The organism is Tritonibacter multivorans (genome assembly GCF_001458415.1).
Classification (GTDB): domain Bacteria; phylum Pseudomonadota; class Alphaproteobacteria; order Rhodobacterales; family Rhodobacteraceae; genus Epibacterium; species Epibacterium multivorans.
In genome coordinates this window covers 257,103-272,688 of sequence record NZ_CYSD01000037.1, presented here as the reverse complement: position 1 = coordinate 272,688, position 15,586 = coordinate 257,103, and the positions used below count along the sequence as shown (strand labels likewise).

Below are 15,586 nucleotides of genomic sequence, written 5' to 3'. Positions count from 1 at the left end.
GGCGGCAATCTGAACAGCGGGAGGAATGCTGATGTTTTACGGGATCTGGTTTCATTAACTGCTGAGACCCACCCGTTTTGGTGATGGGGGCCTCGGCCGCCGCTGTCACTTTGTGCATCGCATTCCTATATTTGCTCAAGTCTATGGAGCACCCGCATGTTTCGCTTCTTCGAAAACCTTGTTGACCCCTATTGCGACTATCCCGAGGTCGACCGCCCGCCAACGCGTCTTTGGCCCTTTCTGCTGACCTATGCAGAGCCGTTCCACCGTGTGTTCTGGCTCACTGCGGTCATGTCGGTGATTGTGGCCGCGGTAGAGATCGGGCTGATTTCCTACATGGGCCGTGTCGTCGATATTCTGGTTGGACCGCCCGATCAGGTCTGGGCAGAGCATGGCACGGAATTGATGCTGATGGCCGCGTTCATCTTGATCCTACGGCCCATTTTACAGGTCTTGGACGTGCTGTTGTTGAACAATACGATCCTGCCGAACTTTGGGACGCTGATCCGTTGGCGCGCCCATAAACATGTTCTGCGGCAGTCGGTTGGCTGGTTTGAAAATGATTTTGCAGGCCGCATCGCCAACCGGATCATGCAGACCCCACCGGCGGCAGGCGAGGTGGTGTTTCAGATCTTTGACGCGATCACCTTTGCGCTGGCCTATCTGATCGGGGCGGGGGTGCTCTTGTGGGCGGCGGATCCGCGCCTATTGGTGCCGCTGGCCATCTGGTTCGTGCTTTATGGGCTGTTGACCTCCTGGACGGTGAAGCGGGTCGGGCCTGCCAGTCAAGCTGCGTCTGATGCGCGGTCGACCGTGACCGGGCGCGTGGTGGACAGCTATTCCAATATTCACTCGGTCAAGATGTTTGCCCACCACAGTCACGAATTGGACTACGCCAAAGAGGCGATCGAGACCTCGCGCCAGACCTTCCAGAAGGAAATGCGGATTTTCACGGTTATGGACGGGGTGCTGGTCGCGTTGAATGGGGTGCTGATTGTCGGGGTTGTTGGTTGGGGCATTGCCTTGTGGATGCAGGGCAGCGCGTCGGTTGGTGTGGTGGCCGCTGCGACAGCGCTGACGCTGCGCCTCAATGCGATGACAGGCTGGATCATGTGGGCGCTGACCACGTTCTTCCGCCAGCTTGGTGTTGTGGCCGAAGGGATGGAGACGATTGCGCAGCCGGTTGATCTGGTGGATGCCGCCAATGCCGCGCCTTTGCAGTTGAACAAGGGCGAAATCCGGTTTGAGAAGCTGTCCCACCACTATGGGCGCGGGGCGGGTGGCATTGATGATCTGACTCTGACCATCCACGCGGGTGAAAAGGTCGGGCTGATTGGCCGCTCTGGTGCCGGGAAATCGACGCTGGTGAAGCTGCTCTTGCGGTTTTACGACGCTGAAAAGGGTCAAATTCTGATTGATGGTCAGGACATTGCGGGCGTGACGCAGGACAGCTTGCGCAGCCATATTGGCATGGTGCAGCAGGACAGCGCGCTTTTGCACCGGTCGGTGCGTGACAATCTGCTGTATGGCCGTCCTGATGCCAGCGAAGCCGAAATGATTGCAGCGGCTGAAAAGGCCCATGCACATGAGTTCATTCTGGATCTCGCGGATCCGCAAGCGCGCGAGGGCTATGATGCCCATGTGGGCGAGCGTGGCGTGAAACTGTCTGGCGGGCAGCGCCAACGCGTGACACTTGCACGGGTGATCCTGAAAGATGCACCGATCCTTGTTCTGGACGAGGCGACCTCGGCGCTGGATTCCGAAGTGGAGGCCGCGATTCAGGAAACCCTTTATGGGATGATGGAGGGCAAAACCGTGATTGCGATTGCTCACAGACTGTCCACGATTGCGCAAATGGACCGTATCCTTGTGCTGGATCAGGGAAAAATCGTCGAAGAGGGCACGCATGAGGCGCTTTTGGCAAAAGAAGGCCTATATGCTTCTTTCTGGGCCCGCCAATCTGGTGGGTTCCTCAATGTAGAGGCAGCAGAATGAAAATCGGCTATTTGATCGACGCGTTTCGCCCGGCGGAGGGACCGCCGCCAAATACCTTGGGTGCTTTTATGCGTTGGTGCCTGTCAGGGGCTTGGCCGATGCTGGCAGTGGCCGTTGTTTTTTCGGCCCTTGCCGGCGGGATGGAAGCCGGAACAGCCTATATTCTGGGATTGGTCATCGACACCGCGATTTCCAGCGGTCCAGAGCAGTTCTTTGCACCCGGCAATATGGCCGTCGTCTTTGGCGCTTTGGCGTTCTTTTTGCTGATTCGACCGGTGTTGTTCGGCCTGTCCGCGGCAGGTAATGCGATCATTGTAGGCCCTAATATAGGCCCAATGGTCAATGCGCGCCTGAACCGGTGGACCCTTGGTCAGTCGGTGACATTCTTCGATGATGATTTTGCGGGACGCATCGCCCAAAAGCAGATGCAGACCGCCAACGCCATGGCATCCGTTGTGACCGAGGTCATCAATGTCGTGGCCTTTGCACTGGCGTCGCTGGCTGGGGCGTTGATCTTGCTCGGGGCGGTGGACCTGCGGATCACGCTGTTGTTCGGTGTCTGGCTGATCGCCTATTTTGCGCTGATCCGCTGGTTTCTCCCGCGCGTACGAAAACGGTCCGCCGCGCGGGCAGGGGCGCGGGCGAACATCACCGGGCAGGTGGTGGATTCGATCACCAACATCAAAACGGTGAAACTATTTGCGCACGCCGACCACGAAGAGCAGGCCGCCCAGGCGGCGATGGTCACTTTCCGCGAACGCGCGCTGGAATTTGGGTATCTGTCTGCCAGTTTCCGCTTCTGCCTAATGAGCCTTGCGGGGCTGCTGCCGGTTCTGCTTATTGGCGCAACGCTATTCCTTTGGCAAACGGGTGCTGCAACCGAAGGGGACATTGTCGCTGCTGGCGCTGTGGCGATCCGGGTGGCGCAGATGACGGGCTGGGTGAGCTTCACCCTGATGGCGATCTATTCCAACGTCGGTGAAATTGAAAACGGGATGAAAACCCTGACCCGCCCTGAACGTGTGGAAGACGCAGATGAAGCGCGCACGCTGGAGGTGCCCAAAGGCGCGATAACCTTTGATGGATTGGGCTTTGCCTATGGGCGCGACGTCGGCGGTGTGCAGGGCATTTCGCTGCGTGTTGCGCCCGGTGAAAAACTGGGGATTGTTGGTGCGTCTGGTGCTGGCAAGTCCACGCTCGTTTCCCTGCTTTTGCGGCTCTATGAGACGGAAGAGGGGCGTATTCTGATCGATGATCAGGATATTTCACGTGTGACACAGGACAGTCTGCGGCGTCAGATTGGTATGGTCACGCAGGAAACAGCGATGTTCAACCGATCTGCCCGCGAAAACATCCTTTATGGCCGTCCTGATGCCTCAGAAGACGACCTGTTGGCGGCAGCAGAGCAGGCGGAGGCACATGGCTTCATCAAGGATCTGCGCGACGGGCAGGGGCGCGAAGGCTATGCGGCGCATCTGGGGGAGCGTGGTGTGAAACTGTCGGGTGGTCAGCGGCAACGTATTGCTTTGGCCCGTGCCATTTTGAAAGACGCTCCGATTCTTGTGTTGGACGAGGCGACCTCGGCGCTGGATTCCGAAGTTGAGGCGGCGATTCAGTCCGCGCTGGGCCGGGTGATGGAAGGTAAGACCGTGCTGGCTATTGCGCACCGTCTGTCGACGCTGGCCGAAATGGACCGCATCATTGTGATGGACCAGGGCCGCATCGTCGAAGAAGGCACCCACGAGGCGCTTCTGGCCCAAGACGGGCGCTACGCGCAGTTCTGGTCGCGTCAATCCGGTGGATTTATTCGCACAGAAGACGATGAAGGGACAAAATCCGCCGAGGCAGCGGAATAGGGACCTTTCAGGAAATGTGAAGGCGGGGTATGGGACGGGCATGACAGACGCAGCTCGTACCCGCCACGTAATCTCCCGCCTTGGCCATCAAGGTGACGGCATCGCCGATGGACCCATCTTTGCCCCGCGGACCCTGCCGGGCGAAGAGGTCAGCGGTGTGCTTCAGGGGCAGAACCTGACCGATATTCGGGTGGAAACCCCGAGCGAGGACCGCGTCGCCGCGCCCTGCCGCCACTACAAAGCCTGTGGCGGTTGCCAGTTGCAGCACGCAAGTGATGGCTTTGTTGCCGACTGGAAGGTGGAATTTGTCCGCCGTGCGCTGCAGGCGCAGGGGCTCGAGACTGACTTCCGTGCCATCCAGACGTCGCCTGCGCAATCGCGCCGCCGTGCCACCCTGTCGGTGCGCCGCACCAAAAAAGGCGCAATGGCCGGTTTTCATGGGCGTGCGTCCGGTGTGATTACCGAAATTCCCGACTGCCAGTTGTTGCTGCCCGAGATCCGTTCAGCCATTCCGATGACCGAAGAACTGGCGCTGACCGGCGGTAGCCGCAAAGGCGAGCTGTCGGTGACACTCACACAGTCCGAAGTCGGATTGGAGGTGATGGTGCGCGGTGGCAAGCCACTGGATGGTCAGCTGCGTGTTGAATTGGCACAAGTCATGGGCAAACATAAATTGGCGCGTCTGACTTGGGATGACGAACCCGTCGGCATGGAACAGCCGCCGACCCAGGCCTTTGGCAAAGGTCACGTTTGCCCGCCTGCCGGCAGCTTCCTGCAGGCCACCCACGAAGGCGAAGCCGCGCTGGTGGCCGCCGTGAAAGAAATCGTCGGTGACGCCAAACGCGTTGTTGACCTGTTTGCAGGCTGCGGCACCTTCACCCTGCCTTTGGCGGAGAAAGCCGAGGTTTGGGCGCTGGAGGGCGAGTCCGAGATGATCGCCGCATTGGATCAGGGCTGGCGGCAGGCGCAGGGGCTTAAAAAAGTTACGGCTCAAACGCGTGATCTGTTCCGCAATCCGCTTCTTCCCGAAGATCTGAACCCCTTTGGCGCACCCTATGAGGCCGCCGTGATTGACCCGCCGCGCGCCGGAGCCGAGGCACAGGTGGCTGAACTTGCCCAGGCAGGCACCCCGGTCATTGCCTATGTGTCCTGCAACCCGGTGACTTTTGCTCGCGACGCCGCAACCCTTGTCACTGCGGGATACGCACTTAACTGGGTTCAGGTGGTCGACCAATTCCGCTGGTCCGGCCATGCCGAACTGGTTGCAAATTTCACCAAGAACACCTGAGAGAGGCCCGGGCAGACCCATGATGAACACACTCAAAGCTGTGCTTGAAAGTGAGCGTTTCGGGCGCATCATCACTGCGATCATTCTGATCAATGCGGTTACGCTTGGGTTAGAGACTTCTAAAGAGGTCATGGCACGGTTTGGCAGCGTGATTTTGTTGATCGACAATCTGTGCCTGGCGGTTTTTGTTGCTGAAATCCTGGCGAAACTGTCCGTTTACCGGCTGAAGTTTTTCCGGGGCGGCTGGAACATTTTTGATTTCGTGATCGTCGGTATTGCCCTGATCCCTGCCGCGCAGGGCTTGTCGGTCCTGCGGGCGCTGCGCATTCTGCGGGTTCTGCGCGTCATTTCCGTGGCCCCCCGCCTGCGCCGCGTGGTCGAAGGCTTTATCACCGCGCTTCCGGGCATGGCCTCGGTCTTTCTGCTGATGGCGATCATTTTCTACATTGCGTCGGTGATATCGACCAAATTGTTTGCCAGCAGCTTCCCCGAATGGTTCGGAACCCTTGGGAAAAGCGCATATTCGCTGTTCCAGATCATGACGTTGGAAAGCTGGTCCATGGGGATCGTGCGCCCGGTCATGGAGGTCTACCCCTACGCCTGGTTGTTCTTCGTGCCCTTTATCATGGTCACCACATTTGCGGTGGTGAACCTGCTTGTGGGCCTGATTGTGAATTCCATGCAGGATGCCCATTCCGAGGACGAACATGAACGCACCGATGCCTACCGAGACGAGGTTCTGGCGCGTCTTGAGGCGATTGAACAACGGCTTGTTGCGCATAATGCAACGGAAGCCGGGTCTCGTGAGACGACGAAAAAGTGATTACGATTTGTTAACCAAGTTTGATCTAATGCTGAAAAAAAGCAATTCAGGCAAGATGGTTGCAGTGATGCAGAGACGCAGTTTCGCCTTGGGGCTTTCGGCCTCTTTTGGTTTGGCAGGGTGTTCACATGGGGCGACGGGCTATGACGGCCCAGAGGTCACGGCGATTGTCGTAAACAAAGGGGCACGCAAGATGTATCTCCTCAACAATGAGGAGATCTTGCGCAGTTACCGTGTGGATTTGGGGTTCGCGCCTGCGGGCCACAAACGGATCGAAGGGGATGGTCGCACGCCCGAAGGCACTTATGTGATCAACCGCCGCAATCCCGAGAGCAACTATCATTTGTCCCTGGGGATTTCGTACCCAAATGCCCGCGACCGCGCGCAGGCACGGGCGCTGGGGAAACGTCCGGGCGGTGATATCTTCATCCACGGTCAGCCCAACAACAGCAAACACCGTCGCCGTGCAGAGCGGGTTGAGGATTGGACCGCAGGCTGCATTGCAGTGAAAAATGCCGAGATGGAAGAAATCTACGCAATGGTGCGCAATGGCACGGTGATTACCCTGCGCCCCTAACGGACGACCGCTCTGCCATTAAAAAAGCGCCTCAAAGGGCGCTTTTTCGTGTTCGGAATTTCAGGGTGGGCTTTAATTGGCGGTGATCAGGGTCCACCAGATCTTGCCGTTTTCTTCCTGAAACCAGGAAAAGCCCATGTTCACAGCCTTGGCATCCATCAGGACGGCGCGGGTGCTGCTGTCTTCCATCCAAGCGGTCAGGGTTTGCACCTCGTTCTCGTAGCTTTCCGAGATGGTTTCGCCCAGTACGGTGCCGCTGTATCCCGCGCGTGTCACCCGGTCGAGCGGCGAAGAGCCATCCGAGCCAAAGTGCCAGGGGCGGTTCTGCAGCGCCATGTCTTTAGAGTGAGTGGCTGCGGCAGCGTTAAGTTCGGCGTTCAGCTGTAGCGGCGCTTTGCCACCAGCCTGACGCAGTGCATTGACCGAATCCAACATGCGAAACTGAACTTTGTCGGGGTTGCGGATCTTATAGACCCCGGAGCCAAACGAAGTTCCGTCGTTGCCAGTTGTGGTACATGCTGCGAGGGCCAGAAAGGCCATTGCCGCCAGAGAAAGGAATACACGGGTCATCGGTCACCTAAAATGGACTGCTTGCTTGCTTTAGCGGCCCTGTTGCGGAATGGCAAACTAGCGCAGGTCACAATGCCACGAGGTCGAGGGATTGAATTGCGACTGCGGCTTTCGCGCCATAAAGTAGCGGGCATGAATATGCCTCCTGCAGGACAATGCTTGTCATGACAAACCAAACTTTCAAATCGCTTTCACGTCGGCGCTTTCTTGCGGCCACTGGTGCCGTGCTGGCCAGCCCGGCGCTGGCCCAGGACGAAACGGCCGACGCTGAAGCACCCGTCTATGATCCGCTGCGTCCGCCGCCGGAGCCGGAGCCGCCGGTGACACGCAATATCTCGGCCTTTCGCTCCAAAGACTGGCGCCCCTATTTTGATCATCTGAAACGTGGTGCGATCCTTGTCGATCTCGACAGCCGGGCGCTGCACTACTGGTCCGAGGATGAGACAACCTACAAGCTGTTCCCCTCGTCGGTGCCACTGACCGAGGATCTGACCCGACGCGGCCGGACGGAGATCATTCGCAAGGTCGAAGGCCCCGGCTGGGCACCGACCCCGTCGATGCGCAAACGCAACCCGGAGTGGCCGGAGTATATCCCGCCCGGCCCCGACAATCCGCTTGGCACCCATGCGCTCTACCTAAGCTGGCAGTACTACCGGATTCACGGAACCCACGACACGCGCAAGATCGGGCGGCGCTCTTCGAACGGCTGTATTGGTCTTTATAATGAACATATCGAAGAGCTTTTTGGGTTGGCTAAAGTAGGAACACAGGTGTTGCTTATTTAACCACAGGGGGGGGCACGACCCCGCCTGTAACTTAACAACTGATTGCAATTCCGGGATTTTGCTGGTTAGAAAAAACCACGAGGTAAGTCTTGGGTGCGTGACCACAGGTGTGGTTTGCGCTGATTCTGGAGGTTAATATGAAAAAACTCGTTCTCGCAGCCGCTCTGGTTGGTGCTGCTTCCGCCGCTTCCGCAGGTTCTCTGGCAGAGCCGGTAGTTGAAGCACCGGTTATCATCGAAGAAGCAGCTGGTTCTTCCGATGGTATCCTGCTGCCCCTGCTGCTGCTGGTTGTTGTAGCTGCTGCTGCTGCAAGCAACTAATCGTTGCTATACTAAGAATACAGAAAAGGCGGCTGAGCAATCAGCCGCCTTTTTTGGTGCCCGCAGGATTTGGTTGGAACCTGATGCAGCCAGTGCGCGGCCCCCAAATTGGACGCCGCGCCGGGAATCAGCGAACGAATCAGTCCAGCCAACCTTTCAGGTTTTGCGCCACGACTCGGGTCAGAGCGGCGATATGGTCATCGCGATCGTTCAAACAGGGAATATATAGAAAACTTTCCCCCCCAGCCTCTTCGAAGGCTTCGTGGATCTCTTCCTGGATCTCTTCGAGCGTTTCAATGCAATCCGCCGAGAATGCAGGCGCAATCACCGCAATGTTCTTTTTCCCCTGTTTGGCCAGTTCTGCCACGTGCTCGACCGTATAGGGGCGCAGCCATTCTTCCGGGCCAAAGACGGACTGGAACGTGGTGAGAATCTGGGTGTCGTCCCATCCCAAACGTTCCTTCAAGAGGCGCGTCGTCTTCTGGCACTGGCAGTGATAGGGGTCGCCCTGCATCAGATAGCGCTTTGGCATCCCGTGGTAGGAGCAGACCAGAACGTCCGGCTTCTTTTCTGCCGACGCATAGGCTTCCTCAACCGAATTGGCGAGCGCGTCGATATATTCGGGCTGGTCGAAATAGGGCTCGATTGTGCGTGCGGCCGGTTGCCAGGTTGCCTCCATCAAGGCGCGGAAGAATTCGTCATTGGCCGTGGCCGAGGTTGCGCCTGCGTAGTGCGGATACAGCGGCACAAAGAGGATCTTCTGGCAGCCTGCCTCGATCATCGCATCGACCTTGGATTTCGTCGACGGGTTGCCATAGCGCATGCAGAAATCGACCATGACCTGATCGCCATATTTGGCGGTCAGTGCTTCGGTCATTTTGGCGGTCTGATCCTTGGTCAGCGTCATCAGCGGGCTTTCGCCCTTGTCGTGGTTCCAGATCGATTTGTAGGCCGCGCCCGAGCTGAAGGGACGTTTGGACAGAATGATCAGCTGCAGCAAAGGCTGCCATTTCCAACGCGGATAGTCGATCACCCGTTGGTCGGACAGAAATTCGCTCAGATAGCGGCGCATGGGCCAATAGCTATAGTCGTCAGGCGTGCCGAGGTTGGCCAGCAGGATGCCCACTTTCGCAGGTTTTACGGCCGGGTGGTCTTTCGGCGCGTGATGAGGGCAGGTGGCGGTTTTGCGTGCGTCCAGCATGGGGATGTCCTGTCGAGCGTCAGATGATTTGGCCAAAGCCTAAAGGGTTACGCGAAAAGGGGCCAATTGGATCATGTTGTTGCGACGATAAGCGCAGCTTATTTTCGCGTTATTCTGGCAATTTGGTTTCAGGAACCTTCAGGGCCTCGGCCAGCCGCATTTTGGCGGATCCGGGGCGCAGGGGCTGCGGTTGGCTTTCGGATGGGGTCCAACCGGTCAGGCAGACCAGCTCGAACGTGGCTGCCAGACGGCCATTTTCGGTTTCAAAGTTCTGTCGGTAGATATGTTCGGCCAGTTCAAATACGGCGCGTGGGGTCGGGCGGCGCAACCGGTCGGCCATCGCATTGGTTTCGCCCATGTCGCGCAGTTCGTGCATAAGGTGCTTCAGGTCACGATACTGCGCCGTCATGGGCACAAGGTCCGCAACGGGCAGCGCAAAGCCCGCCCGTTGCAGCAAGGCACCCAGATCCCGGATTTCCCCCATCGGGGCCACGCGCGGGGACAGCCCGCCGGACACATAGGTTTCCGCTTCGGCCAGGCTTGCGCGCAGCTCGTGGAGGGTTTGACCGCCCAGGGTGACGACCAGCAATAGCCCGTCTTCCCGCAGCGCGCGGCGGCACTGGATCAACTGCCCCACCGGGTCATTGGCCCAGTGAAGGCCCATCGCATGGACAACCAGATCATGGGCGCCTTCTTCCAGATCCAGCAGGTCCTGATCGCCGGTGATCTTGGCGCTGGGCAAGAGCCCCTCCCAGACCTCCGCAAAAGGCGCGACAATTACAGGGTTGGTAAACGACCTCTTAACGAATTGCAGCCGATCCTCGACCTCATCGCGGGCCAAGTCGTGAAGAAACAGGGCCTCGCGTTTTCTGCGGGCACGTCGGGCAATCAAGGTCTCGCGATCAAAGATCCGGGGCATCTCTTGTGTCATGGGACGTAGTTATGATGTTGCGACAACAGTTTCAAACAGCAGTTTCACTGATTTACCCCTCTGCCTGCGTCAGTTGCGGTGCGCAGGTGCAGGATGACTTTGGACTTTGTGGCCATTGCTGGGCCGAGACAGAGTTTATTTCAGGGGCCGCCTGCGATTCCTGCGGATGTGCATTGCCAGGTTACGCCCCGGACGGAGAGCGAAACCTATGTGATGGGTGCCTGGCAGATCCACCACCGTGGAGCAGGGGGCGCGCCGCGCTGGCCTATGGCGGACAGGGCAGGCGGTTGGTGCTTGCCTTCAAACATGGCGATCGTACCGACCTTGCCCGCCCGGCGGCAGGTTGGTTACAGAAGGCCGGGCGGGATCTGCTGCGGGATGACCCGCTTTTGGTGCCGGTTCCTTTGCATTGGTCGCGACTTTTGCGCCGTGGGTATAATCAGGCGGCCCTGCTGGCGCAGGCTTTGGCGTTGCGCGGAAATTGGGACTGCTGCCCGGATGCGCTGCTGCGATCCAAGAAGACACCCGCGCTGGATCACAAATCGCGCGCGGATCGGCAAAACATCCTCTCTGGTGTCATCCGCGCCAATCCGCGGCAGGCCTCGCGTCTGCAGGGACGCAAGGTCGTTCTGATCGATGATGTCATGACCAGTGGCGCCACTTTGCGGGCCTGTACAGCGGCTTGTCAGGCAGAAGGTGCACGTGATGTGCAGGTTTTGGTGCTCGCACGGGTCAATGGTGGCTTCACGGGGGTGTGAATGGCCTAGCAATACTTGATCCGCAGGCCCAAATCCCGCAGGAGTATGAACTTAAACGGCTTGGAGACACGGATGAAACCCGTCGAGATTTACACATCGCCGCTCTGCGGCTTTTGCCACGCGGCTAAACGACTGCTGAATCAGAAAGGCGTGAGCTTTTCCGAAATCGACATACGGGCGGAACCGGACCGCAAGGCCGAGATGATCGAGCGGGCGAACGGTGGCTATACCGTGCCGCAGATTTTCATTGGCGAAACCCATGTTGGCGGTTGCGACGACCTTTACGCGCTGGATCGCGCAGGGCAGCTCGACCCGCTTCTGGCGGCCTAAAGCGTTGCGCACAGCCCTGCTGCAGATCTGCTCTTCGGATCACCCCGAAGAGAACCTGAGGACGGTCAAAGCCATGATGGCCGAGGCCGCCGCAGGTGGCGCAGGGTTCGTGCTGACGCCCGAGGTCACAAATTGCCTGTCGACCAGCCGCAGTCACCAGCAGGATGTGCTGTGTCTGGAAGAGGATGATCCGACGCTCGCTGGTTTGCGAGACACAGCCGCGCGCCTTGGGGTTTGGCTGTCGATCGGGTCTTTGGCGCTCAAGACCCGAGATGCGGATGGGCGGTTTGCCAATCGGCAATTCCTGATCACACCGGAAGGTGAGATCGCAGCGCGATATGACAAGATCCATATGTTCGACGTCGCGGTTTCCGAAACAGAGACCTACCGCGAATCTGCGGGCTACAGGCCAGGTGACCGCGCCGTTGTGACACGAACGCCTTTTGGCGTTCTGGGGCTTAGCATTTGTTATGACGTGCGATTTCCGCAGCTTTATCGACGTCTGGCACAGGCGGGGGCGCAGATTTTGACCGTTCCAGCGGCTTTCTCGCCTGCGACAGGGGCTGCGCATTGGCACAGCCTGCTGAAGGCACGCGCCATTGAGACGGGCTGCTATGTTCTGGCCGCAGCACAAACCGGATCACATCGGTTGAGCCGGGGCAAACCCCGAAGCACCTATGGTCATGCGCTCGCAATTTCTCCTTGGGGCGAGGTTTTGTCGGATTCAGAGCAGGAGGTGGGCATTCGCTTCGTTGACCTCAACCTCAATGACGTAGACAAAGCCCGGGCACGTATTCCTTCGCTAACCCACGACCGGGAGTTTGACGGACCCTGATGGACGAAACCCATTCTCTCGCCATTTCTCTTTTCAGTGAAATTCTTATGGCCGACCAGCTGGCGCGGTCGCGTCTGGGCAAGGCTTTGCCCAAGGGCATGGAGCTGTCGCATTTTTCCGTCCTGAACCATTTGGCACGCGCTGGGCTGGAACGCTCACCGGCGCAGTTGGCATCAACCTTTCATGTGACGCGCGGTGCAATGACCAATACGATCAACAAGCTGGAAGTGGCAGGATATGTTCATGTCCGCCCCGATTGGGATGATGCGCGGCGCAAGATGGTGGCGATCAGCCCGGCGGGCAAACAGGCCCGCGATGCGGCGCTTGCAAGCATTGTGCCAATCATTTCAGATCTGGTGGACGAACTGGGCGCGGACCGGGTCAAAGCGGCTTTGCCCATTTTGCGTGAACTGCGCGTCAAACTGGGATCGGAAGAGTAAGCTTTTCAGGCTCTAATTGGGCCTAAAAAGAAAAGAGCGGCGCAGTGCGCCGCTTCCTTCCCTACAGATCCGTGAGTGGCGTGAGTGAGATCCGTACCCCTTCGCCGCATGGGCAGGCCATTTGGCTGTATTTCGATTTATTCGCCGTTTTGTCGAAGCTATGCGCCCCGTCCGGCAGGCTCAATCGAGCGAAGGTATGGATCGACCTATACCAAAGGATAGGTCGTGTCCCTCAACCCCGCAGAAACGGGCTAGGCCGGTTTGGTGCTCGCGGTCACATAGTTCACGCTCAGGTCTTTGGCCGAAATGGACCAGCTCCACAAAATCGGGTTGAACACGAACCCCTTCCGGTCCACCGGAGCCAGCCCAGCCTTGCCAAGAAGGTCAAACAGCTCATCTGGTGTGATGAACTTGTTCCATTCATGGGTGCCGCGCGGCAGCCAGCGCATGACCACTTCGGCCCCAAAAATCGCCATGGCATAGCTTTTGGGGTTGCGGTTGATCGTAGAGCAGATCTGCAAACCGCCCGGCTTCAGCAATTGCTGGGTTGCGGTCAGATAGGCCAAGGGGTCGGCGACATGTTCGACGACTTCCATGTTCAGAACCACATCGAATTGTTCGCCGGCTTCGGCCATGGCTTCGGCTGTGGTGTGGCGGTAATCGATGGTCAGGCCGGATTGTTCCGCATGGATTCGGGCCACGGGCAGGTTGCCTTCGGCGGCGTCTGCGCCAACGACCTCAGCGCCGAGACGCGCCATTGGTTCGCTCAGCAGGCCACCACCGCAGCCAATATCGAGGATCCGCAGGCCCGAAAAAGGGGCAGTCTCGGAAAGATCGCGGTCAAATTCAGCAGCGATCTGCTGGGTGATATAATCCAGACGGCAGGGGTTCAGCATATGCAGAGGCTTGAATTTCCCGTTTGGGTCCCACCATTCGGCGGCCATGGCTTCGAACTTTGCGATTTCCGAAGGGTCCACCGTGGATTGAGGCGCTTGCATTCCTGTCTCCGTATGCTTTGTTGTAGGTCGAGATATAATCTAGGTCAGTAATGGACAAATACTCGGATCAAAAGCGCGCAGTGCAGTTTCTTTATCCCCCGCTGGAACCTTTCGACCAGCGGATGATGGATGTGGGGCAGGGGCACTCGATTTATGTGGAACAATGCGGCAACCCCGAGGGGTGGCCTGTCATTGTCTGCCATGGTGGGCCCGGCGGTGGGTCAAGCCCGGCCATGCGCCGGTATTTTGATCCCAAGGTGTATCGCATCATCCTGTTTGACCAGCGTGGTTGCGGCCGGTCGCGCCCCTATGCTTCCTGCGAGGACAATAGCACCTGGCACCTGATTGCGGATATGGAGTTGATCCGCGAAGCGCTGGGAATCGACAAATGGAGCCTGTTTGGCGGCAGCTGGGGGGCGACCTTGGCGCTGCTGTATGCCCAAACCCACCCTGCGCATGTGTCCCATATGGTGTTGCGCGGCGTGTTCCTGATGACTCAGGCCGAGCTTGATTGGTTCTATGCGGGGGGCGCGGGGAATTTCTGGCCCGAAGCCTGGGCGCGGTTCTGTGACCCGGTGCCGGTGGAAGAACGCGATGACATGATTGCGGCTTACAACCGTCGTCTGTTTTCGGGCGACCATGAAGAAGAGGTCTTCTTTGGCCGCATCTGGTCAGGCTGGGAGAACGCGCTGGCGTCGGTGCATTCGAACGGGATTTCCGGGTCCAGCCCCGGCGAATATGCTCGCGCGTTTGCGCGTCTTGAGAATCACTACTTCGTCAACAAGGGTTTCCTGCATATGGATGGTCAGATCCTCGCCAATATGGAGCGGATTGCCCATATCCCCGGTGTGATCGTGCAGGGGCGGTATGATATGATTTGCCCGCCTGTGTCGGCCTATCGCTTGCATCAGGCCTGGCCAAAATCGCGCCTTCAGATGGTGCGCAACGCGGGTCATGCGCTGTCGGAACCCGGAATCAGTGCGGAACTGGTCCGTGCGATGGATGAAATCGCAGGAGAGCTGGTATGAAGCGGCTTGATCGTCGTGCGCTCTTTGCGTCTGGTGCGGCGGCTGCGTTGCTGGCGGCAACCGGCGGCGCTTTTGCCCAGACCCCGCGTCGTGGCGGCGCCTTGCGCATCGCGGTTCCGCGCGAAGGCGGAGTGCTCGAACAGGTGGCGCGTGCCTCTGTTCTGGATCAACTGACCGAGATCGGCCCGGACGGTGTGTTGCGTCCCGAATTGGCGCTGGCGTGGAACAGTGATGAGGACGCGCGTATCTGGACATTTGACCTGCGCGAAGATGCCGTATTTCACAGTGGCCAGGCTCTGACCGCGCAGGATGTGGCTGCATCCCTTTTAGGTCATTTCGAAACCGGCTTTCTCCAGGAAGTCTCCTGCGATGGACACAACCGAGTGTCGGTTACCCTGCACGAAGGCAACCCGCAGTTTCCTTTCCTGTTGGCACAATCGGCCTGTTGGATCACCCCGCAGGGTGACATGCCCAAGGATTTGTCCGCGCTGAATGGCACCGGCCTTTATCATGTGGAGCGGGCGCAGGATGGGCGCAGTTTCCGCGCACAGCGTGTGGCGGAACATTATAAGGACGGCACAGCTGGTTGGGTCGACACAATAGAAGTTGTCGTCATCCCGGATGCCACCGTCCGCGCCGAGGCGCTGCGTGATGGCTATGTGGATGTGGTGGCTTTGCCGGACGCTGATGGGCTGCGCAGGCGGGGTACGTTCCTGTATCATCCTGACGAGGCAGAGATGGCGCTGGCTGCGGCTTCGACCATTGGGATGCCCGGCCGTATTGCCCAGAACGCACCCTTGGATGATGGGCGTATTGCCGAACGTTGGTGGGTGGTCTGACCCAGACGGTCA

At 58.6% G+C, this 15,586-nt stretch carries 17 protein-coding genes and 1 pseudogene; 14 read left to right on the top strand and 4 right to left on the bottom strand.

Features of this window, described 5'->3' with window-relative positions:
- Positions 1-156 precede the first annotated feature (156 nt).
- The 5 genes from TRM7557_RS12340 (at position 157) to TRM7557_RS12320 (ending at position 6,539) form a co-directional block, all read left to right on the top strand.
- Complete coding sequence (locus TRM7557_RS12340; protein ID WP_058290507.1) at positions 157-1,995, top strand: ABC transporter ATP-binding protein; 1,839 nt, start codon at positions 157-159, stop codon at positions 1,993-1,995.
- Positions 1,992-3,851 (top strand): ABC transporter ATP-binding protein, encoded by a 1,860-nt coding sequence (locus tag TRM7557_RS12335; protein WP_058290506.1) that lies wholly within the window; start codon positions 1,992-1,994, stop codon positions 3,849-3,851. Before TRM7557_RS12340 ends, TRM7557_RS12335 begins: the two co-directional genes overlap by 4 nt.
- A gap of 40 nt (positions 3,852-3,891) precedes the next feature.
- On the top strand, positions 3,892-5,139 hold the full coding sequence (locus tag TRM7557_RS12330) for a class I SAM-dependent RNA methyltransferase (protein WP_058290505.1): 1,248 nt from the start codon (positions 3,892-3,894) through the stop codon (positions 5,137-5,139).
- Between the two features lie 19 nt (positions 5,140-5,158).
- Positions 5,159-5,962 carry an ion transporter gene (locus TRM7557_RS12325; protein ID WP_058290504.1) on the top strand — a complete coding sequence of 268 codons (804 nt, stop codon included), beginning with the start codon at positions 5,159-5,161 and terminating at the stop codon, positions 5,960-5,962.
- A 67-nt stretch (positions 5,963-6,029) separates the two neighbouring features.
- Positions 6,030-6,539, top strand: coding sequence for a L,D-transpeptidase family protein (locus TRM7557_RS12320; RefSeq protein WP_058290728.1), 510 nt, complete (start codon positions 6,030-6,032; stop codon positions 6,537-6,539).
- Positions 6,540-6,611: 72 nt separating this feature from the next.
- Here TRM7557_RS12320 and dalA read toward each other — a convergent pair whose 3' ends face one another.
- Positions 6,612-7,109 carry a divisome-associated lipoprotein DalA gene (gene dalA / locus TRM7557_RS12315; RefSeq protein WP_058290503.1) on the bottom strand — a complete coding sequence of 166 codons (498 nt, stop codon included), beginning with the start codon at positions 7,107-7,109 and terminating at the stop codon, positions 6,612-6,614.
- 164 nt (positions 7,110-7,273) lie between these two features.
- On the opposite strand from dalA, the gene TRM7557_RS12310 reads away from it, so the two are divergent.
- Together TRM7557_RS12310 and TRM7557_RS12305 are read left to right on the top strand one after the other, a co-directional pair.
- The gene (locus TRM7557_RS12310; RefSeq protein ID WP_058290727.1) at positions 7,274-7,894 is read left to right on the top strand and encodes a L,D-transpeptidase; all 621 of its coding nucleotides are present in this window, start codon (positions 7,274-7,276) and stop codon (positions 7,892-7,894) included.
- Positions 7,895-8,031: 137 nt separating this feature from the next.
- On the top strand, positions 8,032-8,214 hold the full coding sequence (locus TRM7557_RS12305; protein WP_058290726.1) for a hypothetical protein: 183 nt from the start codon (positions 8,032-8,034) through the stop codon (positions 8,212-8,214).
- Between the two features lie 139 nt (positions 8,215-8,353).
- Here the strand turns inward: TRM7557_RS12305 and hemH are convergent, their stop codons facing one another.
- A complete protein-coding gene (hemH, locus tag TRM7557_RS12300; protein ID WP_058290502.1) occupies positions 8,354-9,415 on the bottom strand; it encodes a ferrochelatase in 1,062 nt (353 codons plus the stop codon).
- A gap of 109 nt (positions 9,416-9,524) precedes the next feature.
- The gene (locus tag TRM7557_RS12295; RefSeq protein ID WP_058290501.1) at positions 9,525-10,346 is read right to left on the bottom strand and encodes a methyltransferase domain-containing protein; all 822 of its coding nucleotides are present in this window, start codon (positions 10,344-10,346) and stop codon (positions 9,525-9,527) included.
- An 11-nt stretch (positions 10,347-10,357) separates the two neighbouring features.
- On the opposite strand from TRM7557_RS12295, the pseudogene TRM7557_RS20425 reads away from it, so the two are divergent.
- The 5 genes and pseudogenes from TRM7557_RS20425 to TRM7557_RS12275 form a co-directional block, all read left to right on the top strand.
- Positions 10,358-10,558, top strand: a pseudogene (locus TRM7557_RS20425) (double zinc ribbon domain-containing protein); the annotation flags it as partial.
- Between the two features lie 78 nt (positions 10,559-10,636).
- Entirely contained in the window at positions 10,637-11,104 is a 468-nt protein-coding gene (locus TRM7557_RS20420; protein WP_328586550.1) for a ComF family protein, read from the top strand.
- A gap of 72 nt (positions 11,105-11,176) precedes the next feature.
- Complete coding sequence (grxC, locus tag TRM7557_RS12285; RefSeq protein WP_058290500.1) at positions 11,177-11,434, top strand: glutaredoxin 3; 258 nt, start codon at positions 11,177-11,179, stop codon at positions 11,432-11,434.
- A gap of 4 nt (positions 11,435-11,438) precedes the next feature.
- Positions 11,439-12,269 (top strand): carbon-nitrogen hydrolase family protein, encoded by an 831-nt coding sequence (locus TRM7557_RS12280; protein WP_058290499.1) that lies wholly within the window; start codon positions 11,439-11,441, stop codon positions 12,267-12,269.
- Positions 12,269-12,709, top strand: coding sequence for a MarR family winged helix-turn-helix transcriptional regulator (locus TRM7557_RS12275; RefSeq protein ID WP_058290498.1), 441 nt, complete (start codon positions 12,269-12,271; stop codon positions 12,707-12,709). The genes TRM7557_RS12280 and TRM7557_RS12275 overlap by 1 nt, the downstream gene beginning before the upstream one ends.
- A 251-nt stretch (positions 12,710-12,960) precedes the next feature.
- Here TRM7557_RS12275 and ubiG read toward each other — a convergent pair whose 3' ends face one another.
- Entirely contained in the window at positions 12,961-13,707 is a 747-nt protein-coding gene (gene ubiG / locus TRM7557_RS12270; protein ID WP_058290497.1) for a bifunctional 2-polyprenyl-6-hydroxyphenol methylase/3-demethylubiquinol 3-O-methyltransferase UbiG, read from the bottom strand.
- A 50-nt stretch (positions 13,708-13,757) separates the two neighbouring features.
- Here ubiG and pip point away from each other — a divergent pair, with 50 nt between their 5' ends.
- Positions 13,758-14,735, top strand: coding sequence for a prolyl aminopeptidase (gene pip / locus TRM7557_RS12265; RefSeq protein WP_058290496.1), 978 nt, complete (start codon positions 13,758-13,760; stop codon positions 14,733-14,735).
- The gene (locus TRM7557_RS12260) at positions 14,732-15,574 is read left to right on the top strand and encodes an ABC transporter substrate-binding protein (RefSeq protein ID WP_058290495.1); all 843 of its coding nucleotides are present in this window, start codon (positions 14,732-14,734) and stop codon (positions 15,572-15,574) included. Before pip ends, TRM7557_RS12260 begins: the two co-directional genes overlap by 4 nt.
- Positions 15,575-15,586: the final 12 nt, after the last annotated feature.